Here is a 22,534-nt window from a genome sequence, read left to right on the forward strand (position 1 = left end):
CTCCACTCCCGCTAATGATATGATAAAATCATTAGCGGGAGTGATTTTATGTACGAGAAAAAAGATCGAAGTCAACAAAGCCAAATTGAATTCTTCTGCTTAGAAGATTTAGTACCGAAAGATCATATATTACGAGACATTGAACGAGCCATCGATTTTCGCTTCATCTACGACGAAGTCGACGGTTTATATAGCGACTCCGAACGAGGCAAACCAGGAATTGATCCGGTGAGTCTGTTTAAGATCGTACTGATTCAATACCTGTTCGGCATTCGTAGCATGCGTCAAACCATGAAAGAAATTGAAGTAAATATGGCTTACCGCTGGTTTATCGGATACGGCCTTACCGAAAAAGTCCCGCACTTTTCAACCTTCGGCAAGAATTATACCCGGCGTTTTCAAGGAAGCGATGTGTTTGAGCGGATCTTTATGCGCATCCTGTACGAAGCAGTAAACTGCGGTTTCATTGATGCAAGTTCCGTATTCATTGACGGAACCCATATCAAAGCACGAGCCAACAAAAAGAAAAGCGCAAAAGTGTTTGTGCCGATTCCGGCCAAGCAATATCAAGATGAACTGAATGCGGAAATTCAAGCCGATCGCGAAAACCATGGCAAGAAACGGTTAAAAGATAAAGACGACGATGAAAATCCGCCGCAAGGTAAAACCATCACGCAAAGTACGACGGATCCGGAAAGCGGCTTGTTTCATAAAGGCGAGCATGAAAAATGCTTTGCCTACGTAACCAACACGGCTTGTGACCGGCATAACTTCATATTAGGATACGAAGTCGCAGCGGGCAATGTTAATGACAGTCGATTGTTTGATGAACTGTATGAACGAGTCGTCAGTTATTTCCCTGAAACCGAAACCGTTGCCGTCGATGCGGGCTACAAAACGCCCTGGATTATGAAACAAATTATCGACAGTGGCCGAATTCCTGTCGTTCCCTACAAGCGTCCTATGACAAAAGAAGGGTTCTTCAAGAAATATGAATACGTATATGATGAATATTATGAATGCATGATTTGCCCTGGCAACCAGGCGCTTGGCTACAGTACGACGAATCGTGAAGGATATCAAGAATATAAAAGCGATGCAAAACAATGCAAAGTGTGTCCGCATTTAGAGCAATGCACGCAGAGCAAAGCGCATCAAAAGCAAGTCCAAAGGCATGTATGGGAATCCTATCTGGAACTTGCTGATGAGTATCGGCACATGCCGATATATCGCGATATTTACAAATTGCGCTCGCAAACAATTGAGCGTGTCTTTGCAGATGCAAAAGAAAAGCATGCAATGCGCTATACGCAACTGCGTGGCCTGCAGAAAGTGAAAATGCAGGTGACGCTTACTTTTGCATGCATGAATCTGAAAAAACTGGCGACCTGGAAGAAACGCAGGGGTATATTACCGCCTGTTTTTCAACGTTTTTTCGAAAAACTGCGTTTTTGCAGTGAAAATTGGATAACTGAAATTGAAAAATGCACCTTACGCTTTGCGTAAAGTGCATTTTGTCGACGGTCTGAAATGGACCAGCAATTAATTTGCTGGTCCATTTTTTATTTTCCGCCAGAAGTCGATATGTTTTTGCTTTAATGCGTCGCGGGACAGTTCTTCCGGCCAGAGCTGCATGGTCTCTTTTTGCCGCATAGCCGCGGACAGGTGTGAATAGAGGGTTGGAGACTCCTGGCCCATTTTTTCGATAAGTTCCTTGATATCCTGACGCTTGGTGTGTCCGTCGAGTGGGCAAGGACTGGGGATCGGCGTAAAACCGTGGATGGATGTCGCGCTTTTCAATTCATGTTCGCGGAAATAAATCAGCGGCCGGATTACGGACAGGCCGGAGCGAGTCAGGTGTGTGACGGGGCTGAAGGTTTTTAGCTGGCCGGAATGTAGGAGGCCCATGAAGAAGGTTTCAACGGCGTCATCGTGGTGATGCGCATAGGCAACTTTGTTATAGCCGTTTTCCGTGGCAAAACGGTTAATCGCGCCGCGCCGGAAGAAGGAACAGCTGAAACAGGGGTCTTTGCCGTCTTGTGCGGCGATGATGCCGGCGATATCGACTTTGTCGGTATAAAAAGGAATGTCGAGGCTACGGCAAAAACTCTGCAGCAAGGCTGTATCAAAATCGGTTGTGAACATTGGGTCCATTGTAAATGCAGCTAGCGTAAAAGATTTTTTGGCATATTGGCGCAGGCAAGCCAGCGCATATAAGAGGAAAGTGCTGTCCTTGCCGCCGGAAAAGCCGATCAGGATTCGATCATCGGCCTGGATCATGTCAAATTCGATGATTGCCCGGCACAGACGGCTGAAATAAGCCTGCGGCAGAATGAGGCGTTGCGGTTGTTTTTTCATATGAGGATTCCTTTCTAAACCGGTTGGCTATTGCGTGATTAACATAGTCTTATTTTCCAAGATAACGATCGTTTCGTCAACCTGTTTAATAATAGTATTGAATTGCCGCAGTAATACGGTAGAAAGAGTTACTTGAACAACTTGTAGCTAATGAGTAGAATGAAGATGTCAGAAAAATACAATCAATAAAAAGTAAAGTGATTACCACAATTGAGGAGGCGGCTGGTGGAAAAACGTATGGGAGATATTTCACGGATGTTGCTGACGGCAGCCGGTCCGCTGAAAATAGATACGATTGCCGAACGACTGCAAGTATCGAACAAGACAATCCGCAACGATCTGTCTGCGGTGACGCAATTGATGGCGGAGCATGGATTGCAGCTGGAAAAGAAGCCGGGGCGCGGCGTATTCGTAGCCGGCGCGGCGGCCGATAAACTGACGCTGGTCGAGCGGCTGCGTCATCTGCCGCAATCGTTGGCGCCGGACTCGCCGCAGGGACGGCAGTCGTACATCATCAAGAGGCTACTGCTCAATGGAAAACAGATGACAATGCAGGAATTGGCGGATGAATTGTTTGTCAGTCGGGTGACGATTCACAAGGACATGGCTGGCGTGGAAAAATGGCTGAACCATTATTCGCTGCTCTTATTGAGCCGGCCTAATTATGGCGTGCAAATCGAAGGCGGCGAGGAAAACTGGCGTCATGCCGTTGCCGGATTGTTGGCGGAACTGAAAGAAAGCGATGAACTGCGGAAAATTCTGGAAGAGGAAAAATTTGGCCGCGTCGACCATAAGACGCTACTGAAGCTGAAGTTGCTGGTGGAATTGGATTATGGAAAACTGGAACGGATCATATGTCAGGCCGAAGAAACAACGGGGATTAGCTTTTCTGATGAGGCCTATACAGGACTGATCATTCATATTGCGATTGCAATTCAGCGCCTGCACCAGAATAAGGATATCAACATGCCGGAATCACTGCTGGAATCGTTGCGGCAAAAGCCGGAATATCCGGTTGCCAAGCAGATTGCCGACGGGATTGAAACTGTTTTTTTAGTTAGGGTGCCGGATTCTGAAGTCGGCTATATCCTGCTGCATATCGTCGGTGCGAAACGGCTGCAAAATCAGGCGGATATTGTGGCGCTTGAGCTGGAAGCCGAAGACAGTCTGGCTGTTGCGATGGCGAAGGAAATCATCCTGATCGCGCAGGGCGTGCTGGGCATTGCGCTCGAAGAGGATCGACAATTGCTCAATGGCTTGGTGCTGCATCTGCGGCCGACAATCAACCGGGTGCGTTACGGCATGAGCCTGAAGAATCCGATTCTGGAAGAAATCAAAGAAACGTACCCTGATATGTACGGCGTCGCCTGGATGGCCAGCAGGGTCTTTGACAAGCATCTTGGCAAACGGATCGGGGATGAAGAAATCGGCTATATTGCGCTCCATATCGGGGCGGCGGTCGAACGAAACAAACGGTTGATTCGCGTAGTTGTCGTATGCGGCAGCGGCATTGGAACGTCGCAAATGCTGGCGGCCCGGTTGAATCGCTATTTTCGGGAACTCGAGATTATCCGCGTGATTTCACTGAGTGAGTTGGAACGCGAAGATCAAATGGAGGCCGAGCTGATCATCACAACGATACCATTGGAGATGCTGACGCCGGCAATGCCGGTTGTACATATCAGTCCGCTGTTGACGCGATCTGACATGCAGCGATTGGAGGCGGTGATTACCGAACTGACAAAAGGAAAAGATAAAGAAAAGACCGGAGGAATTGCGATGCTGATAAATAAAGAATTGATGGTCTTAGAACTGGATGCGGTCAATAAAGAAAACGCAATTGCGCAATTGGCTGAAATTGCTTGGCAGGCCGGACGAGTTACCTCGGCTTCTGGCTATGAATCGGATGTGCTGAAGCGCGAACAAAGTTTTTCCACTGGAATTGGCAACGGGATTGCGATACCGCATGGCAAATCTGATGCGGTAAAACAGGCGACGATTATCTTCGGCCGCTCGCGGCGCGGTATTGAATGGGGTGCGCATGATGGAAAATCGGTTCATATGATATTTATGCTGGGCGTGCCGGAAGACAATGTCGATAATGTTCATTTGAAAATATTATCAAAACTGTCAGTCAGTCTGATGGAGGAGGGGTTCGTGGAAGAATTGCGGGCAGCAAAGACGGCGGAGGAAATTTTGGAAAAATTGCAAATGGTTGAGGAGGGGGGAGCGATATGAAGGACGAACTTAAACAAATGCGGCAGTACTTGATGACTGGTGTTTCTTACATGATTCCGATCGTTGTTATTGGCGGCGTACTGATTGCAGCCGCGATCGCGCTAAGCGGCGTCGAAGCGGGCAAAGGGGCCGTGGTGACGAATCCGATCTATAAGAACATGCTTGAAATTGGCGTGGCGGCCTTTAGTATGATGGTACCGGTGCTGGCCGGCTTCATCGCCTATGGGATCGCGGACCGACCCGGCATCGCGCCCGGCCTGGTTGGCGGCGTACTGGCCGCCAGCTTGAAGACGGGGTTTCTCGGCGGCATTGTCGCCGGATTTTTGGCCGGCTATACGGCGCGCTGGATCAAGAGTTGGCCGGTGCCGATCAATTTACGGCCGATCATGCCAATCTTCGTAATCCCGTTACTGACATCGCTGGTTGTCGGGGGTCTCATGATTTATGTTATCGGCACGCCGATTGCCGGATTGATGGAAACGATGACCAATGGTTTAAAGGCGATGAGCCAAGGCAGCGCCGTCGGGCTGGCAATCGTGATGGGTGCAATGATTGCGTTTGATATGGGCGGGCCGATCAATAAAGTGGCGTTCTTGTTTGGCGCGGCAATGATCGGTGAAGGAGTGTACACGATCATGGGGCCGGTCGCGGTTGCTATTTGCGTGCCGCCGCTCGGCATGGGCCTAGCGACGTTGTTGGCGCCGAAAAAATACAGTGAAATGGAACGTGAAGCCGGTTACGGTGCGCTCGCGATGGGGATGATCGGGATTACCGAGGGGGCAATTCCGTTTGCCGCAGGCGATCCGCTACGGGTCATACCGTCGATTGTTGTTGGATCCTCAGTCGGGGCTGCGATTGCGGCGCTCGGCAATGTCGGCGATCATGCGCCGCATGGCGGACCGATCGTGTTGCCGGTTGTCGACAATCCGCTGATGTTTATCGTCGCGGTGCTGGCGGGAGTCGTTGTGACGGCGCTGTTGGTGAATCTGTTAAAAAAGACGCTCGTCGAACAGACGGAAGAAGATTGGCGGGCGAGTGCCTAGATAAAGTGTGAAAGGTTGTGCAACAATGAATATCATAGCGGTTACCGCATGCCCGACTGGAATTGCCCATACCTATATGGCTGCCGCGGCGATCAAGAAAGCTGCCGAAGGCTTGGGGCATATGATCAAAGTCGAGACCCAGGGCGCGATTGGCATTGAAAACAAACTGGCGGCAAAAGACGTTGCCGCGGCTGACCTGGTGATTATTGCGGCCGATGTCGCGATAAAAGATGAGGAACGGTTCAATGGCAAATGCGTCTACCGGGCCGAGTCGCAACGGGCGATCAAAAATCCGCAGGGCATATTGGTCGACGGGATCGCTCAGCTTAAATTGCAAAGTGAATGTTAAATTTGTCGGATTAAGTTATAAAACGCCGAATGCGGAAGCATTCGGCGTTTTATATGAAATGAAGGAGTATGAAAATACTCGAAAGCATCTATTCAAAAAGGTTGAAATCAAGTAAAATAATAAACTGTTCATAAATATCAGTTGAAAAGTAGAAATGCTGCAGGCGGAGGAATGACAATGAAGGAACAGATGAACCCTATTTATGTTATTGGACATCGCAACCCAGACACGGATTCCATATGTTCGGCAATCGGTTATGCCCATCTTAAAAAAGAAATGGGTGAACATGCTATACCGGCAAGAGCAGGGAAAATTAACGCAGAGACAAAATTCGTCTTGGAGTATTTTGGTTTGGAAAAACCTGAGTTGATCCAGGATTTATATCCGCGTGTGAAAGAAGTAATGACAGAGGATGTCATTACGATTAAACCGGACGACACGTTGCGTGAATTAGGAAGCCTGATGCACCGCTATAGCGTGAAGTCAGTGCCGGTGGTTGATGAGCGAAAAGGCGTTGTCGGCGTAGTATCAGTAGGGGATTTGGCTAAACGTTATTTTGAAGAAATTGAAATGCAGGATTTGAGCCAATCGGGGGTCGATTTTTCGGGGCTTTTGCGGGTGCTCGATGGAATATTATTAGCTGGCGCGGAAAATTTGCATCATAAGATAACCGGGCGTCTGCGTATTGCCGCTGGCAGCAATGAAACAATTGAAAAGTTCGTTAAACCGGGTGATGTGACATTAGTAAGCGACCGACCGAATGCTCAAATGGCCTGTCTGCAATGCAAAGTCGCGTGTATGATCATTACCGGGGGCGCGTTAGTGACTGAAGAAGTGTTAGTCGCCGCGCGAAAACAAGGCACAGTGATTATACGTGCAGAACATGATACCTATACTTGCGCACGTTATGTCAATCAGAGTATACCGGTTTCGCTGGTTATGAAAAACAAAGTTACCGCGTTTAAGTCGACTGATCTGTTGAGTGATGTGCGGACGATTATGGCGGATACGAATTTTAGAGTGTATCCTGTTGTAGAAAATGGCAAGATGATTGGCGCGATCATTCGCGACAAATTGATCATTCAGGAACGGACTAAAATTATTTTGGTCGATCATAATGAACGATCGCAAGCCGTAGAAGGCATAGAAGACGCCCAAATCGTGGAGATCATTGATCATCATCGATTGGGCGGCTTACAGACAAGCGATCCAATTTTTATCCGGCACGAACCGGTCGGCTGTACGGCAACGATCGTTTCTAACATGCATTGGCACCGCGGAATACACATTCCGCCAAAGATTGCCGGCGTGTTGCTTTCCGCAATCATATCGGATACGGTGCTCTTTAAATCGCCAACCTGTACTGCGAAAGATCGGGAGACTGCCGAAAAACTGGCGGATATCGCTGGACTCAATATAAAAGAGTATGGGATGCAACTTTTAAAAGCCGGTGCCAGCGTTAAGGGGATGTCGGCAGCCGATATTGTTGGCAATGATGCTAAAGAATTCCAAATCGGCAACTATCGGATGGTCATTGCGCAACTTTCCGTTATGGATGCCAGCGAAGTGCTGGATATGAAAACGGATTTACAAGAGGCCATGAAGAGAGTTTGCACCAAGGAAGGGTATGACATGGCGTTGCTCTTGATCACCAATATTTTAGAAGAAGGCACGCATTTGATTCATGTCGGCCAGCCTACAGAGTTGTTGGTTAAAGCGTTTGGCGAAAGCTGTGAGAGCGGCGATTGCTATCTGCCGGGCGTAATGTCGCGTAAGAAGCAGGTGGTACCGCCATTAGCGGAAGCAGTGCGGCTTTAAATTTGATGGTTAAGGAATTGCCAAAATAACTCAAGACAAGAAGGTGCGCGTGTCGCATCGTAAATACCGTAAAAAGTCCGGTGCGGCCGGGCGATTGGCAGAGGGAGCGCGAGTAAGCGTCCATCTGCCAATTCTTTTTGTATGGCTAGATTGGAGATGAAACCGATGCCGCATTGTTGCACCAGAGCGGTCTTATAGGCCTCGGTTCCGTTGGTTTGAAACGGAATGTGCAGCGTATCGGGAGTGATGCCGAGTTCATCCATTACGGAACGGGCGGCTTGTTGCGTGCCAGAAGTCGATTCACGGAGTAGAAATGGCAAGCTGCAAATATCCTCGAGACTAGGGGAGGAGGGGAGTTTGGCGACTAAATTAGGATGGGCGGCTAAGACCAATTCATCTTGCCACAGCGGCGTGCTGACAATAGGATCCTTAGGGCGTGCACCGACGATTACCAGTGAATATCGTCCTTGTGCATAAGCTGCAAGAATGTTATCGGTGTTGTCGACGTGCAACGAAATGCGAATACCGGGATGCTGTTCGAGAAAGGAACTGATTCTAAGCGGCAGGATGTATTCGCCGGGAATTGTACTTGATCCGATCGAAATATGACCGGAAGAGCCTGCTGCCATGGCACGGATGTGATTTTCTGCCGTGCTGGCAATTACCTCTAATTTTTGCGCGCTTTCATACAGGACGTTTCCGTAAACGGTCAGGCTGACGCCTTTTACTGTCCGAATGAACAACGGACAACCCAGTTTTTTTTCTAAATTGTCAATGTGGAAAGAGACGGTCGGTTGGGTAAGATTCAGTTTTTTAGCTGCAGCGGAAAAGCTTTTTTCTTCCGCTACGGCGACAAAGACGGATAAAGAATGAAAGTATGACATGTTAATTCACCTCTTTACCTTTAATTCTGTGTATAAGCCTAATTCCCTCTTGGCAACAGTTGCTGGAATATAATAGAATATATCTTGGTATGATAAATAAAAAATATTTATGAGGTGAAGTTACGATGCAATGGGGTTTGCTCGTCGCAACAGGAATTGTATTTGGTTTGGGTGCGGTACTGTTAGTCAAACTGGGGAATCCGGGGAATTATGGTTTTTGCGCCGCTTGTCAACTGCGAGATATTGCCGGAGCGCTAGGTATTCATCAAGTGCAGCTACTTCAATATGTGAGACCGGAAATTCTTGGCTGGGTTATCGGCGCTTTTGCCATTTCACGCGTACGGGGCGAGTTTAATCCGCGAGGTGGTTCTAATCCCGGGGTGCGTTTCTTTTTGGGCATGGTAATGATGCTGGGAGCGCTGGTCTTTCTTGGCTGTCCGCTGCGGGCGATTTTGCGCTTGGCAGGCGGCGATCTCAACGGGATTACGGCACTGGCTGGCTTCGCCGGCGGAATTTGGCTTGGAATTTATTTTCTGAAGAACGGCTACAATTTAGGTCGGGCGCGAAACATTGAGAATACGGCAGCTTTAGCGGGCTATTTGCCGGTTATACTGGCTGTATTCTTGCTTGGCGCTGTTGCGCTGAATGCATCATTTTTGAATTTTAGCGCTAAAGGGCCAGGCTCAATGCATGCTCCATTGGCGGCGAGCTTTTTGATTGCCTTGCTTGCAGGCGTGATGGCGCAACGCGTGCGCATGTGCTTAAGTGGTGGGCTGAGAGATTATTTACTGGTTAAGGATACGGATTTGCTCAAGGTGTATGGCATCATGTTTCTTACAGCGCTGGCTGCGAATGCGTATTTTGGCTTTTTAAAAATTGGTTTTGAAGCGCAACCGTTAGCACATACGATGCATGTTTGGAACTTTATGGGGCTTTTCCTGGTTGGACTGGCTGCGACGCTGGCTGGCGGTTGTCCGCTGAGGCAATTAATTATGGCTGGTGAAGGCAATGTTGACGCCTTGGCTTGCGTATTGGGAATGCTGGCTGGTGCAGGTGTTGCGCATGGACTTAATCTGGCCGGATCTGCGGCGGGCGTAAGCATCAACGGACAAATTGCAGTGGTCATGGGGATTGTATTGACCAGCGGCATCGGGATTTTTTGCCGGGAAAAAGTAACGCTGATTGAAGAGGGGGCATGACGGATGAATGAAGTCTTAGATTTGCGAGGCTTGAGCTGTCCGATTCCGCTGCTTCGGACGAAGGAAGTTTTGGCGTACAAGGATGAAGTGAAAGTGTTAGTCGATGAAGTGACGCCGCGCGAAAACATTTTGAAATTTGCCCGTAGCCAAGGGTGTCAGACGGTTGTTCTGGAAACCGGAAGTTCCTGGCAAGTGACAATTCGCAAAGCCTGAAAAGAAGGGGGGGCGTGAGCCAGATGAGTAAGTCTGTGATTACTTTTGCTTCCGTGTATCATGCATTTCGCGCCAAACGATTGCTGCAAAGTCGTGCGATTGAAGTCGAGCTCATACCAATCCCGCGCCATTTAAGCGGCAGTTGCGAAGGGTTGGCTGCCAAACTAGAGAGGAGTGACATGGCGAAAGCCGTGGAACTGCTGGAAACGAACAAAATTGAGATGATCAAGACAGACATTCTACTGGAGGAATAGCCAAAAGAGGGTTGCAACTGCAACCCTCTTTTGTATACAAATTATAAACAAGTAGAAACAGGAAAATGCAAAAAAAAAGCGAAATATATCTGTTTATGAATGAAACCAGGCATTGAAGGAGACTCTACTTATGGGACAGGATATTTTTCAAGGTCTTAACCCAGCGCAAGCGGAAGCGGTTCGCGAGTTGGACGGGCCTTTACTGATTATGGCCGGAGCAGGTTCTGGCAAGACGAAGGTTTTAACATGCCGCATCGCACATTTGTTGGGAAAAGGAGTTGCGCCATACAATATATTGGCGATTACATTTACCAATAAGGCGGCTGCCGAAATGAAAGAGCGGGTAACTAAGATGGTTGGCTCGGTTGCGCGAGACATCTGGTTGGGAACCTTTCACTCCTTTTGTGCGCGCTTGCTGCGCATGGAAATTGAAAATCTGCCGGGTTATAAACGGAATTTTGTTATTTACGACACGGGAGATATGCAGGCCGTAATTAAATCGTGCTTGAAAGAGTTGAATCTTGACGATAAGCAGTTTCCGCCCAACAGTATCCTCGCGGCAATCTCGAATGCCAAAAACGTGCTGCAGAGTGCGGAAGAATTTGCACGTTCAGCGTCTTATTTCCATGCACAAAAAATTGCTGAAGTTTATGCGTTATATCAGCGCAAGCTTCGCAACAACAATGCGTTGGATTTTGATGATTTACTGTTGCTGGCGGTGCAACTTTTGCAAAGTGATTCTATAGTGAGGGAAAAATACCAGGAGAAATTTCGCTATGTGTTGGTCGACGAATACCAAGATACCAACCGGGCGCAATATTTACTGGCTAAATTGTTGGCGGGCAAGCATGGCAACCTTTGCGTCGTCGGCGATGCGGATCAAAGCATTTATGCGTGGCGCGGGGCAGATATCCGCAATATTCTTGATTTTGAGCAGGATTATCCCAATGCGAAGGTCATTAAACTGGAACAAAATTATCGCTCTACACAAATGATTCTCGACGCGGCCAATGCGGTGATTGAAAACAACACATCGCGTCGCCCGAAACAGCTGTGGACCGATAACCCGGCCGGCGAACCGATCGGTCTGTTTGTGGCCGATGATGAACGCCAAGAGGCCCGCCACATTGCGGAAAACATCATGCGTTTGAACACGGTGTTCAATGTACAATATGGTGAACTGGCTGTTCTGTACCGTACGAATGCACAATCACGAGTTCTTGAAGAAAATTTCATGAAATGCGGCATTCCGTATACCATGGTCGGCGGTCTAAAGTTCTATGACCGTAAAGAGGTAAAAGACATTCTTGGATATTTGCGTGTGGTATTTAATCCGAATGATAATTTGAGTCTGCAACGTATTTTGAACGTGCCGCGACGCGGCATTGGCGATACGACTGTGGCGAAACTGTTGGCGTATGCTGCGGCGAATGAAATGTCCTTATTCGATGTAATCAGTAATCCGGATATTGTGGAAGGATTGACGGCGCGCGTGCGTAAGCCGCTCGAGAGTTTAGCGGAACTGATCTTTCAGTGGATCAGCGTCATGAGCGATATTCCCGTTGTGGATCTGGTCGATCGGGTGATTAAGCAATCGGGTTATTGGGATGAACTGGAACGCAGCGATGATCCGCAAGATGCGGCGCGTATTGAAAACTTGAAGGAATTTGTCAGTGTGGCCAAGGATTTTGCGCTGGGTGAGATGGAAGAGACATTGGAAAACTTTTTGAGTCAAGTCGCACTGGTGTCAGACATTGATCAGGCGGATTTAGGCGAGAGTCGAGTGACGATGATGACGTTGCATTCGGCAAAAGGCCTTGAATTTCCCGTAGTATTTCTGGCTGGAATGGAGGAAGGCCTCTTCCCTCATTCTCGGACATTGATGAATCCAGAAGAAATTGAAGAAGAACGCCGGATTTGCTATGTCGGAATCACACGTGCGCGGCGCAAGCTGTTTTTGAGCTATGCGCGTTCGCGTAATGTGTTCGGACGAACCGTGATGTATCCCGCGTCGCGTTTTCTCGAGGAAATTCCGCCGTCGATGCTCGAACGGGTCGGCATGCGCGTTGCGCCGCCACGAGCTGGACAACCGATCGGCGCACGGCCGGGAACGGGCATGGCCGGAACGGCATTTCGCAATGCGCCGACCGTCGTTGCGCCACAGCGCAGCGGGCCAAAGCAACATTCGGCGGCGCCGACGCTGCGGCCGGGCGTCACTATGCCAAGCAAGGCCGTGGCTGCGACGAATTGGAGCATGGCCGATAAAGTGCAGCATGCAAAATGGGGTGTTGGCACGATTGTCGGCTTGCGCGGCAGTGGCGAAAATCAGGAATTGAGCATTGCATTCCCCGGCCAGGGGATCAAACATTTGCTGGCTAAGTTTGCTCCGCTGCAAAAGGTGTAAGGAGGAGGCAGGAACGCAATGACCGTGAAAAAAGACATCGACGAATTGAGGCGCTGGCTGCATTACCACAGTCACCTCTATTACGTGCTCGATCGGCCGGAAGTCAGCGACGCCGAATACGACAGTGCGCTGCGGCGGCTGATCGAGTTGGAGGCGACGCATCCCGAATTCATCACGCTCGACTCGCCGACGCAGCGCGTCGGTGGCGGATTGGCGGTCGGCTTTGAAAAAGCGACGCATCTTACGCCGCTGCGCAGTTTGGGAAACGCATTCAACGAAGAAGAATTGCGCGCGTTCGATCAGCGCGTGCTCGGCGCTCTCGGCCGCAGCGCGGTTGAATATCTGGTTGAACTGAAGATTGATGGGCTGGCGATCAATCTGTTGTATGAAAACGGACGCCTAGTCTGGGGCGCGACACGCGGCGACGGCTATGTCGGCGAAGAGGTGACGGCGAATCTGCGAACCATCCGCTCGATTCCGCTGTTGCTGCACGGCGATAATGTGCCGCCGCGCCTTGAAGTGCGAGGCGAAGTGTACATGCCGAAGGCGGCGTTTGAACGCCTCAATGAAGAACGCAGCGAAGCGGAAGAAGCGCTGTTCGCCAATCCTCGCAATGCGGCGGCCGGATCGTTGCGACAGCTTGATTCGAAAATCACCGCCGAACGCACTCTGGACCTGTTTGTTCACGGGATCGGCGTGCGCGACGGCGTAGCTGCCGTCACGCAGTCCGAAATTTATAAATTGCTGGCGCAGCTCGGCTTTAAGGTCAACGATCAACATCGCGTGCTATCGGACATTGACGAGGTAATCGCTTGGTGCGAACAGTGGCAGGAACGGCGCCACGAACTGCCGTACGAAATCGATGGACTCGTGATCAAAGTCGATTCGCTGGCACTGCAGGACGAGCTTGGCTATACGGCGAAAGATCCGCGCTGGGCGATCGCCTACAAGTTTCCGGCCGAGCAGGCCGAAACGACTGTCGAAGACATTCTGATCGGCGTCGGCCGGACCGGCGTACTGACGCCGACGGCGGCGCTGACTCCGGTCCGGCTTGCCGGCAGCACCGTCAGTCGCGCCACGTTGCATAACGAAGACTATATTCGAGATAAGGACATCCGGATTGGCGATCGCGTGATCATTCATAAGGCCGGTGAAATCATTCCGGAAGTCGTGCAGGTGTTGATCGAAAAACGCAGGGGTGATGAAACGCCGTTTGCGATGCCGGAAAATTGTCCAGAGTGCGGCAGCGCGGTCGAACGGCAAGCGGGCGAGGCGGCCTGCCGCTGTATGAACCGCTGTTGTCCGGCGCTGCTGCGCGAAGGGCTGACGCATTTCGTCTCGCGCAATGCGTTGAATATTGACGGCCTCGGTCCCGCGGTGATCCAGTCGTTGCTCGCAGGCGGACTGATTGGACAGGCGGCCGACCTGTATCGTTTGAAGCTGGAAGATGTGGCAGCGCTGGAACGGTTCGGTGAAAAATCGGCGACGAATTTGCTGGCGGCGATTGAAGCGAGCAAACAGGCCGGACTGGCGCGCGTCTTGTTCGGTCTCGGTATCCGGCATATCGGCGCGAAAGCGGCGGCCAGCATTGCAAAGGCGCTCGGTTCGATGGAACGGCTGCTGACTGCGACGCGCGAAGAATTATTGGCGATTGACGAAATCGGCGATAAAATGGCCGACAGCCTGTTGGCGTTTTTTCAGCAGGACGAGAACCGACGGCATATTGAAGCGTTGGCCGCCGCTGGCGTCAAGCTGGAGCAGGAGAGGGCGCAGGCGGCTGAATCAGGCAGTCAGGCGTTGGCCGGTGCAGTTGTCGTATTGACCGGCACGCTGCCGACGCTGTCGCGCAGCGAAGCGGCCGCATTGATCGAACAGGCCGGCGGTAAAGTGACCGGCTCGGTCAGTCGCAAGACGACGTATGTCGTAGCCGGTGCGGAAGCCGGCAGCAAGCTGGACAAAGCCAACGATCTCGGCATTCCGGTGCTGAGCGAAGACGATCTGCGCAAACTGCTGGCTGAAGAATAAAAAGGACGGACTGACGGTTACTACGTTTCTTATCAAACGATGAGAATGATTAAGATTTATGATATAATAGAGGACATATGCATTTTATGAATGGATGGTGAGATTGTGAAGATTACACGACAGGATGTTGAAAATGTGGCGCTGCTTTCGCGGCTGGAGTTTTCCGACGCCGAACTGGACCGCTTTACCGGCCAGATGGATGCCATTTTGGAATATGCGCAGGTCTTGAACCAAGTCGACGTCGAAGGCGTCGAACCGACGGCGCATGTGCTGCCGTTGAAAAACGTAATGCGCAAAGACGAATGCAAACCGTCGCTATCGCGCGAACTGGCGCTCAGCAACGCGCCGGAGCAGGAAGACGGCTATTTCAAAGTTCCGAAGATCATCGAAGGGTAAGGAGGTCAGAATATGGATTTGCATCAGCAAACAATCGAAGCGTTGCATGCAGCGCTCAGCAATAAACAAATTTCAGCCGAAGAATTGACGCAGGATGTGCTCAAACGCATCGACGCGGTCGAAGCGTCGGTCAAAGCCTATCTGACGCTGACGCCGGAAATCGCGCTGGAACAGGCGCGTGCGGTCGATGCGAAGATCAAACGTGGCGATGCGATTTCGCCGTTGGCCGGCATTCCTGGCGCAATCAAAGACAACATTTGTACCAAAGGAACGCGCACATCCTGCGCGTCGAAAATACTCGACAAGTTCGTTCCGCCGTATGATGCGACCGTTATCGAAAAACTGGCCGCACAGGATGCGGTAATGGTCGGCAAGGCCAACATGGACGAATTTGCGATGGGCGGTTCGACCGAGAATTCCGGCTATCATCCGACGCATAACCCTTGGGATCTGGCTGCGGTTCCGGGCGGTTCGAGCGGCGGCTCGGCTGCGGCGGTTGCCGCCGGCGAAGCAGTCTGGGCGCTCGGCTCGGATACTGGCGGATCGATCCGCCAGCCGGCCGCGTATTGCGGCACCGTCGGCTTGAAACCGACATACGGCCGTGTGTCGCGCTACGGTCTGGTGGCCTATGCGTCGTCGCTCGATCAAATCGGTCCGATCACGCGCACCGTTACCGACAGCGCGCTGGTGATGAATGCAATCTGCGGCTACGATGCGAAAGACTCGACGTCGATTGCGGCGGACTGCCCCGATTACACTAAAGCGCTGACGCGCGACATCAAAGGCCTGAAAATCGGTCTGCCGAAAGAATACTTCGTCAGCGGCATGGACGCTGACGTCGAAAAGGCGATCTATCAGGCGATCGATCAATTGGTTGCGCTGGGCGCCGAATATAAGGAAGTCTCGATGCCGCATACGCAGTATGCGCTGTCGGCCTATTACATGATTGCGCCGGCCGAAGCCAGCTCCAACCTGGCCCGCTATGACGGCGTCAGCTACGGCTATCGCGGCGAAGGCAACGATATCGTCAGCATGTACAAGACGACGCGCAGCGAAGCGTTCGGCGACGAAGTCAAACGCCGGATCATGCTCGGCACCTACGCGCTGAGCTCCGGTTACTACGATGCGTACTATCTGCGCGCGCTGAAGGTGCGCAGCCTGGTTAAGCGCGATTTCGATCGGGCGTTTGCTGATGTCGACGTGCTGGTTACGCCGACTGCGCCGACGACGGCGTTCAAGCTGGGCGAAAAGAGCAGTGATCCGCTGGCGATGTACCTGCAGGACGTTTGCACGATTCCGGTCAATCTGGCCGGTGTACCGGCTATCTCGCTGCCGTGCGGTTTCGCAGGCGGAATGCCGGTTGGCATGCAAATCATCGGCAAGCCGCTGGGCGAAGAAACGATCCTGCGCGCCGCCTATGCCTACGAACAGGAACATGATTTTGCCGCACGTCGCGCGCCGCTTGGGGAGGGGAAATAATGGCTTACGAAACAGTCATCGGTTTGGAAGTTCATACGGAACTGAAAACCCATTCGAAAATATTCTGCGGCTGCAGCACGCAGTTCGGCTCGGAGCAAAACACCAACGTTTGCCCGGTCTGCCTCGGTCTGCCGGGCGTACTGCCGGTCGTCAATGAAAAGGTCATAGAATACGCGGTGCGCGCCGGATTGGCGTTGAACTGCGAAATTCTGCCGTTCAGCAAGTTCGATCGCAAAAACTACTACTACCCGGATCTGCCGAAAAACTTTCAAACGTCGCAACAAGACCTGCCGATCGCATTGAAAGGCCATCTCGACATTGAAGTGAACGGCGTGAAGAAACGGATCGGCATTACGCGGATTCATATGGAAGAGGATGCCGGCAAGCTGGTGCACGCTGGCAACAGCATTACCGATTCCGATTATGCGTTGGTCGACTACAACCGGACCGGCGTGCCGCTACTCGAAATCGTGTCCGAGCCCGATCTGCGCTCGCCGGAAGAGGCGAAGGCCTATCTGGAAAAACTGAAATCAATTCTCGAATACATTGACGTATCGGACTGCAAAATGGAAGAAGGCAGCCTGCGCTGCGACGCCAACATTTCGCTGCGCCCGGTCGGCGCGAGCGAATTCGGCACAAAAGCCGAGCTGAAGAACGTGAACTCGTTCCGTTCGGTGCAGCGCGGTCTGGAATACGAAGAACTGCGGCAGGCCGAGCTGCTTGACGACGGCGGCAAGGTCATCCAGGAAACTCGTTCGTGGGACGAAGCGCGCGGCATTACCGTGTCGATGCGCAGCAAAGAGCAGGCGCACGATTACCGTTTCTTCCCGGAACCGGATCTGGTGCCGATCATGGTTGCGAAAGAATTCGTCGACAGCGTGCGCGACTCGCTGCCGGAACTGCCGGACGCGCGGCAAAAACGCCTGAGCGAACAGTGCGGCCTGTCCGAATACGACGCCGGCGTGATCACCGCTAGCCGTGCGATGGCCGACTATTTCGACGCGGTCGTCGCCGAAGGCGCGGATGCAAAAACCGCCGCTAATTGGCTGATGGGCGAAGTGTCGAAGCATCTGAACAACGAAAACGTTTCGGTTGCCGATTGTCCGGTCAAGCCGCTTGCGCTCGCGCACATGCTACAATTGATCGACAAAGGTACAATTTCTGGAAAAATTGCGAAGACCGTATTTGAAGAAATGTGGGCGAGCGGCAAAGATCCGGAAATGATCGTAAAAGAAAAAGGTCTGGTGCAAATCAGCGACGTCTCGGAAATCGTCGCGATCGTCGATGCGGTGATTGCGGCGAACCCGCAATCGGTCGAAGACTACAAAGCCGGCAAGCAAAAAGCGATCGGATTTCTGGTAGGTCAAATTATGAAGCAAACCAAAGGACGAGCAAATCCGGAAATGGTTAACAAATTGCTAGTCGAGAGACTGGGATAGATGAAGAGCTGTCTTAATGCAGGTAAACTAACTTGCTTAAGACAGCTTTTTTATTAGGGGATAAAGGAATTTTATCAACAAAGTAGAAGGAATAAAATAACAGAAGAACGGATTGAGTGTGCTTTGTAAATTGGGTATAGGGGAGTGAGGTCATGACCAACTATCCTGAACTGCCAGTCGAAAAACTTTGTTTTCATTGTGATGAAAGTCAGTTTGAATTTGAAACTACAGAAACAGTAGCGCCGCTTAATGTGATGATCGGTCAGAAACGTGCAGTGAAAGCCGTCGAATTTGGTTTGTTTACGAAGAACCAAGGTTATAATATCTTCATTTCAGGTTTGGTCGGAACTGGAAAGATGACCTATGCCAAAGCGGCAGTCAATCGAATCGCGACTAAAGAGAAAGCACCTGGTGACTGGTGTTATGTCAATAACTTCAAAAATCATGGGCAGCCGTTAGCGTTGCTGCTTCCAGTCGGTTCCGGTCATCTTTTTGCGCAGGATATGGAAGAGCTGATTGACGATATAAAGACTGATGTTGCGAAGATCTTCAGCAGTGATGATTATGATCATGCGAAAAACAATATCGTTAAAATCTTTCAAGAGCGACGGGCGATGATTATAGAAACGTTTAACGCAACAGCTACCGAGTTTGGCATTATGCCGCAATGGTCAACCACAGGCTTCATTGGTGTGCCGATGGTTGAGGGCAAGGGACTTACGCCGGAAGACTTTCAAGCCCTCGAGAAAGAAGAGCGCGATAAAATCGAAGACAATATGTTAGTCGTGCATGAAAAAGCGATGGAAGTCGTGCGTAAAATGCAGGAACTGGAAAGAGAGCTGCGTGAGGAAATCCGTAAACTTGATGCAAAAGTAGGCTTGTTTGCTGCAGGTAATCTGATTGATGAAATAAAGGAAAAATATCAGGATTATTTGCCAGTAGTGGAATACTTAGAGGCTGTCAAAGAAGACGTCGTCAAAAACATCAATGATTTTAAGACGCCGGCGACGGAAGAAGATCAAGCCAATCCACTTGCGATGTTTAAAAAAAGTGGTCATGACAACTTAAAAGAAAAATACAAGGTAAATCTGTTGGTCGACAATCGGGAGTTAGCGGGTGCTCCAGTTGTTGTTGAATCGAATCCGACTTATTATAACTTGGTTGGTCGGGTGGAATACGAAACACGGATGGGCATGGTGAGTACCGATTTCACGATGATTAAGGCTGGAGCCATCCATAAAGCCAATGGCGGTTATCTGATTCTGAATGCAAAGGATGTGCTTTCGAATATCGGCGCATGGGAAGCTCTAAAACGTGTGCTGAAAACACGCAAATTGTTCGTGGAGAATTTGAGCGAACAATATGGCATGGTGGCGATGGCCTCTTTGAAACCGCAACCAATCCCAATCGATGTAAAAATAATCCTGATCGGCAATCCTCAACTCTATTACCTGATGTATAATTACGACGAGGATTTCCGCAAATTATTTAAAATTCATGCCGATTTTGAGACGCATATGGAAAACACGCCGGAAAATGTGCAAAAAATGGCTGGCTTTGTCGGCGCTACGGTGAAGAACAAGGGACTAAAAGAGTTCGACCGCAGTGCGGTTGCCAAAACCGTCGAATACTCTTGTCGTATGGCTGGCAGTCAGCGAAAGCTGACGACACGATTCAATGAAATTGTTAAAGTTCTTTGCGAAGCCAATGTTTGGGCAACGATGGAGGAAAGCGCTGTGGTTAGCGCACGCCATGTTGTACAGGCGTTTGAAGAAAAAAAATATCGCTCAAACAAATATGAAGAACACTTGCATGAAATGTTTGCCGATGGTAAAATTCTCGTGGATACTGCAGGACGAGTGAGCGGCCAAGTCAACGGTCTGGCTGTATTGGCGGTGGGCGAATACATGTTTGGCAAACCATCGCGAATAACGGCAAATACCTATATGGGTCGCGCAGGCGTTGTAAATATTGAGCGTGAAACCAAAATGAGCGGGACAAGTCATAGTAAAGGAATATTGATTTTAAGTGGGTATCTTGGGAAGAAATATGCACAGAAGCAGCCGTTGACGTTGACGGCCAGTCTGACTTTCGAACAAATGTATGACGGTGTTGATGGCGACAGCGCCTCTAGTACCGAATTGTATGCGATCCTCTCAAGCTTGGCAGATGTGCCGATTAAGCAATTCATTGCAGTGACGGGGTCGATTAACCAAAAAGGTGAGATTCAGCCAATTGGCGGCGTGACGGAGAAAGTAGAAGGCTTTTTTAATATTTGTAAACTGCAGGGGCTAACAGGGGAGCAGGGTGTAATGATCCCACATCAAAATGTCGATGAACTAGCTGTTAATGATGAAGTGGTCGTCGCAGTTAAGGAAGGTCGATTCCATATTTATGCAGTCAGAACAATCGATGAGGGAATTGAAATACTAACAGATGTGCCAGCTGGGGTCTATGATGCACAGCTTGACACGTATCCAGAAGAGTCAATTCATTACCGGGTTAATCGTCAATTAAAAGAGTATACGGATAACTTTATAAGTTTGGGCAAGGCTTCTGAAAGCAACGGAAAAAGCGAATCATAAAAAAGAGCTGTCTCTATTGCGCAAGTGGTGCGCTAGAGACAGCTCTTACTATGCAGTGCTTAGAGTTCCGTTACTGTGTGAAAGTCGTGAAAGGAAGTAGAAGATGAGCGAAAAAATTATCCCAGTCGTCAAAGAACGAGAATATGAAATTGAAATCAGCGGACTGGGGCACAGTGGCGAAGGCGTGGGGAAATATCAAGGCTTTACCGTATTTGTACCGTATGCACTACCACAAGAAACAGTACGCGTACGGATTGAAAAGGTCAAAAAGACGTATGCGATTGGACGTCTACAAAAAGTACTGAAAGAATCCGTCAATAGGCGCAAGCCTCCTTGTCCCGTCTACTATCAATGCGGCGGCTGCCAGTTGCAGCATTTGAACTATGTGGGACAGCTTAATGTCAAACGTGACATGGTTGTTGCGGCGGTGGCGAGGATTGGTAAGTTAGACAGTGTTCCAGTATTCGAGGTGCTCGGCGCGGCCGATGAATGGAACTATCGCAACAAGATGCAGTTTCCAATCGGCAAAGATGGGAAGAAGACGCTATGCGGTTGCTACGCAGCAGGTAGTCATCGAGTGATTGACATCGAGAGTTGCCTCATTCAGCGATCAGTTAACGATAGAATTGCGCAAGCGGTGAAGCAATATGCGGATCGTTTCAAAGTTGAGGTATATAATGAGGAAAGTGGGCGAGGTGTACTTCGTCATGTGATGGGCCGCAGCGGTAATGCGACAGGTGAAGCGCTTGCAGTCATCGTAACGAGCGGAGCAGTTTTGCCTAAAGAGCAGGAGTTAGTCAAGTTGCTGCGTGAAGTCGCGCCGGAGTTAGTTGGCATTGTGCAAAACATTAATGACCGCCAGACCAATGTTGTGCTGGGGACGGAAAACCGTACGCTATGGGGGCGGGACATGCTGAAGGAATCACTCGGTCCGTTGACTTTTTCGGTATCGCCGCATTCATTTTTCCAGGTCAACACGAAACAGGCGCTGCGCTTGTATGAGACTGCACTTGAATATGCGAACTTAAGCGGCAGTGAAACGGTAATCGATGCCTACTGCGGCACTGGAACAATTTCACTTTTCCTCGCGCAAAAAGCGGCTAAAGTCTACGGCTTTGAAATCGTCGAAGCCGCGATTCGTGACGCGAACAAGAACGCGCAGGAGAACGACGTGAGTAACGCGCTGTTCCAAGTCGGCGACGTCGTCGAGACGCTGCCGAAGTTGGTCAAAAGCGGCGTGCGCCCCGATGTGATCGTCGTCGACCCCCCCCGCGCCGGCTGCGCTCAACCGGTTTTGGAAATGTTCGCCGCGATGCAGCCTGAGCGCATCGTCTACGTGTCCTGCAACCCGGCCTCGCTGGCCCGCGATCTTGCAATTCTCGCCGAACAGGGCTACAAAACTGCAAAAATCCAACCGGTTGATATGTTTCCGCAGACTTTTCATGTGGAATCTGTGGCGTTGTTGGAGCGGGGATAAATGGTAATAAAAAAAGTCATCCTAAGCGATGACTTTTTTTCATGGACAAGAAAAAATGTAATCTTTACAGTTAGTATCAATACAACCAGCTTTTAAATAAGAAAAAGCGAAGAAGTGTTGACAACGACAGAAATGTTGTGATATTATAAACAAGTCGCAAAACGACGGTGCTCCTTGAAAACTGAACAATGTGGAAAAGAATGAAAAGCCAGATGTGCGGAGACGTCATCGCTTTGGTGATGATGACTCAACAAACAATATGTTTTTGTTATAAAGAGCTGATGAAGCTTCTTCATAATTTTATGGAGAGTTTGATCCTGGCTCAGGACGAACGCTGGCGGCGTGCCTAACACATGCAAGTCGAACGGTTTGT

The 22,534-nt window shown here is 50.2% G+C and carries 17 protein-coding genes and 1 rRNA gene; 16 read left to right on the forward strand and 2 right to left on the reverse strand.

What is annotated here, in order from left to right:
* Positions 1-48: 48 nt before the first annotated feature.
* Entirely contained in the window at positions 49-1,506 is a 1,458-nt protein-coding gene (locus QTL79_RS17635) for an IS1182 family transposase (protein ID WP_346354798.1), read from the forward strand.
* 36 nt (positions 1,507-1,542) lie between these two features.
* On the opposite strand, the gene QTL79_RS17640 is transcribed toward QTL79_RS17635, so the two are convergent.
* Positions 1,543-2,358: a tRNA lysidine(34) synthetase gene (locus QTL79_RS17640; protein WP_346356257.1), complete on the reverse strand. Its 816-nt coding sequence runs from the start codon at positions 2,356-2,358 to the stop codon at positions 1,543-1,545.
* A 225-nt stretch (positions 2,359-2,583) separates the two neighbouring features.
* On the opposite strand from QTL79_RS17640, the gene QTL79_RS17645 reads away from it, so the two are divergent.
* The 4 genes from QTL79_RS17645 to QTL79_RS17660 all read left to right on the forward strand — a co-directional run bounded on the left by QTL79_RS17645 (position 2,584) and on the right by QTL79_RS17660 (position 7,806).
* Positions 2,584-4,596: a BglG family transcription antiterminator gene (locus QTL79_RS17645; RefSeq protein WP_346356258.1), complete on the forward strand. Its 2,013-nt coding sequence runs from the start codon at positions 2,584-2,586 to the stop codon at positions 4,594-4,596.
* On the forward strand, positions 4,593-5,639 hold the full coding sequence (locus QTL79_RS17650; protein WP_346356259.1) for a PTS fructose transporter subunit IIC: 1,047 nt from the start codon (positions 4,593-4,595) through the stop codon (positions 5,637-5,639). The genes QTL79_RS17645 and QTL79_RS17650 overlap by 4 nt, the downstream gene beginning before the upstream one ends.
* 25 nt (positions 5,640-5,664) lie before the next feature.
* A complete protein-coding gene (locus QTL79_RS17655) occupies positions 5,665-5,988 on the forward strand; it encodes a PTS fructose transporter subunit IIB (RefSeq protein WP_346356260.1) in 324 nt (107 codons plus the stop codon).
* A gap of 177 nt (positions 5,989-6,165) precedes the next feature.
* A complete protein-coding gene (locus QTL79_RS17660) occupies positions 6,166-7,806 on the forward strand; it encodes a putative manganese-dependent inorganic diphosphatase (RefSeq protein WP_346356261.1) in 1,641 nt (546 codons plus the stop codon).
* Here QTL79_RS17660 and QTL79_RS17665 read toward each other — a convergent pair.
* Positions 7,803-8,690 (reverse strand): LysR substrate-binding domain-containing protein, encoded by an 888-nt coding sequence (locus QTL79_RS17665; protein ID WP_346356262.1) that lies wholly within the window; start codon positions 8,688-8,690, stop codon positions 7,803-7,805. The two genes, QTL79_RS17660 and QTL79_RS17665, sit on opposite strands and share 4 nt — an antisense overlap.
* Positions 8,691-8,815: 125 nt before the next feature.
* On the opposite strand from QTL79_RS17665, the gene yedE reads away from it, so the two are divergent.
* From yedE to QTL79_RS17720, 11 genes are all read left to right on the forward strand, one after another.
* Complete coding sequence (yedE, locus tag QTL79_RS17670; RefSeq protein ID WP_346356263.1) at positions 8,816-9,889, forward strand: YedE family putative selenium transporter; 1,074 nt, start codon at positions 8,816-8,818, stop codon at positions 9,887-9,889.
* Between the two features lie 3 nt (positions 9,890-9,892).
* Positions 9,893-10,102, forward strand: coding sequence for a sulfurtransferase TusA family protein (locus tag QTL79_RS17675; RefSeq protein ID WP_346356264.1), 210 nt, complete (start codon positions 9,893-9,895; stop codon positions 10,100-10,102).
* Positions 10,103-10,125: 23 nt separating this feature from the next.
* Positions 10,126-10,356 (forward strand): putative Se/S carrier protein, encoded by a 231-nt coding sequence (locus QTL79_RS17680; protein ID WP_346356265.1) that lies wholly within the window; start codon positions 10,126-10,128, stop codon positions 10,354-10,356.
* Positions 10,357-10,486: 130 nt separating this feature from the next.
* Positions 10,487-12,760, forward strand: a complete 2,274-nt coding sequence (pcrA, locus tag QTL79_RS17685) for a DNA helicase PcrA (protein ID WP_346356266.1) — start codon at positions 10,487-10,489, stop codon at positions 12,758-12,760.
* Positions 12,761-12,778: 18 nt separating this feature from the next.
* Positions 12,779-14,785, forward strand: coding sequence for an NAD-dependent DNA ligase LigA (ligA, locus tag QTL79_RS17690; RefSeq protein WP_346356267.1), 2,007 nt, complete (start codon positions 12,779-12,781; stop codon positions 14,783-14,785).
* A gap of 105 nt (positions 14,786-14,890) precedes the next feature.
* Positions 14,891-15,181 carry an Asp-tRNA(Asn)/Glu-tRNA(Gln) amidotransferase subunit GatC gene (gatC, locus tag QTL79_RS17695; protein WP_346356268.1) on the forward strand — a complete coding sequence of 97 codons (291 nt, stop codon included), beginning with the start codon at positions 14,891-14,893 and terminating at the stop codon, positions 15,179-15,181.
* 12 nt (positions 15,182-15,193) lie between these two features.
* Complete coding sequence (gene gatA / locus QTL79_RS17700) at positions 15,194-16,660, forward strand: Asp-tRNA(Asn)/Glu-tRNA(Gln) amidotransferase subunit GatA (protein ID WP_346356269.1); 1,467 nt, start codon at positions 15,194-15,196, stop codon at positions 16,658-16,660.
* Positions 16,660-18,099: an Asp-tRNA(Asn)/Glu-tRNA(Gln) amidotransferase subunit GatB gene (gatB, locus tag QTL79_RS17705; protein ID WP_346356270.1), complete on the forward strand. Its 1,440-nt coding sequence runs from the start codon at positions 16,660-16,662 to the stop codon at positions 18,097-18,099. The genes gatA and gatB overlap by 1 nt, the downstream gene beginning before the upstream one ends.
* A gap of 152 nt (positions 18,100-18,251) precedes the next feature.
* Entirely contained in the window at positions 18,252-20,684 is a 2,433-nt protein-coding gene (locus tag QTL79_RS17710) for a Lon protease family protein (protein ID WP_346356271.1), read from the forward strand.
* A 103-nt stretch (positions 20,685-20,787) separates the two neighbouring features.
* Positions 20,788-22,161, forward strand: a complete 1,374-nt coding sequence (gene rlmD / locus QTL79_RS17715; RefSeq protein ID WP_346356272.1) for a 23S rRNA (uracil(1939)-C(5))-methyltransferase RlmD — start codon at positions 20,788-20,790, stop codon at positions 22,159-22,161.
* A 299-nt stretch (positions 22,162-22,460) separates the two neighbouring features.
* A 16S ribosomal RNA gene (locus QTL79_RS17720) occupies positions 22,461-22,534 on the forward strand; the annotation flags it as partial.

It is taken from the genome of Azotosporobacter soli, assembly GCF_030542965.1.
Classification (GTDB): Bacteria; Bacillota; Negativicutes; order SG130; family SG130; genus Azotosporobacter; species Azotosporobacter soli.

Bases quoted from the DNA above. Each gene is read 5' to 3' on its own strand.
- QTL79_RS17665 (WP_346356262.1), bottom strand. From the start codon at position 8,690: ATGTCATACTTTCATTCTTTATCCGTCTTTGTCGCCGTAGCGGAAGAA.
- gatA (WP_346356269.1), top strand. From the start codon at position 15,194: ATGGATTTGCATCAGCAAACAATCGAAGCGTTGCATGCAGCGCTCAGC.
- QTL79_RS17640 (WP_346356257.1), bottom strand. From the start codon at position 2,358: ATGAAAAAACAACCGCAACGCCTCATTCTGCCGCAGGCTTATTTCAGC.
- QTL79_RS17675 (WP_346356264.1), top strand. From the start codon at position 9,893: ATGAATGAAGTCTTAGATTTGCGAGGCTTGAGCTGTCCGATTCCGCTG.
- QTL79_RS17650 (WP_346356259.1), top strand. From the start codon at position 4,593: ATGAAGGACGAACTTAAACAAATGCGGCAGTACTTGATGACTGGTGTT.
- gatB (WP_346356270.1), top strand. From the start codon at position 16,660: ATGGCTTACGAAACAGTCATCGGTTTGGAAGTTCATACGGAACTGAAA.
- rlmD (WP_346356272.1), top strand. From the start codon at position 20,788: ATGAGCGAAAAAATTATCCCAGTCGTCAAAGAACGAGAATATGAAATT.
- QTL79_RS17635 (WP_346354798.1), top strand. From the start codon at position 49: ATGTACGAGAAAAAAGATCGAAGTCAACAAAGCCAAATTGAATTCTTC.
- QTL79_RS17660 (WP_346356261.1), top strand. From the start codon at position 6,166: ATGAAGGAACAGATGAACCCTATTTATGTTATTGGACATCGCAACCCA.
- QTL79_RS17655 (WP_346356260.1), top strand. From the start codon at position 5,665: ATGAATATCATAGCGGTTACCGCATGCCCGACTGGAATTGCCCATACC.
- ligA (WP_346356267.1), top strand. From the start codon at position 12,779: ATGACCGTGAAAAAAGACATCGACGAATTGAGGCGCTGGCTGCATTAC.
- QTL79_RS17710 (WP_346356271.1), top strand. From the start codon at position 18,252: ATGACCAACTATCCTGAACTGCCAGTCGAAAAACTTTGTTTTCATTGT.
- yedE (WP_346356263.1), top strand. From the start codon at position 8,816: ATGCAATGGGGTTTGCTCGTCGCAACAGGAATTGTATTTGGTTTGGGT.
- QTL79_RS17680 (WP_346356265.1), top strand. From the start codon at position 10,126: ATGAGTAAGTCTGTGATTACTTTTGCTTCCGTGTATCATGCATTTCGC.
- pcrA (WP_346356266.1), top strand. From the start codon at position 10,487: ATGGGACAGGATATTTTTCAAGGTCTTAACCCAGCGCAAGCGGAAGCG.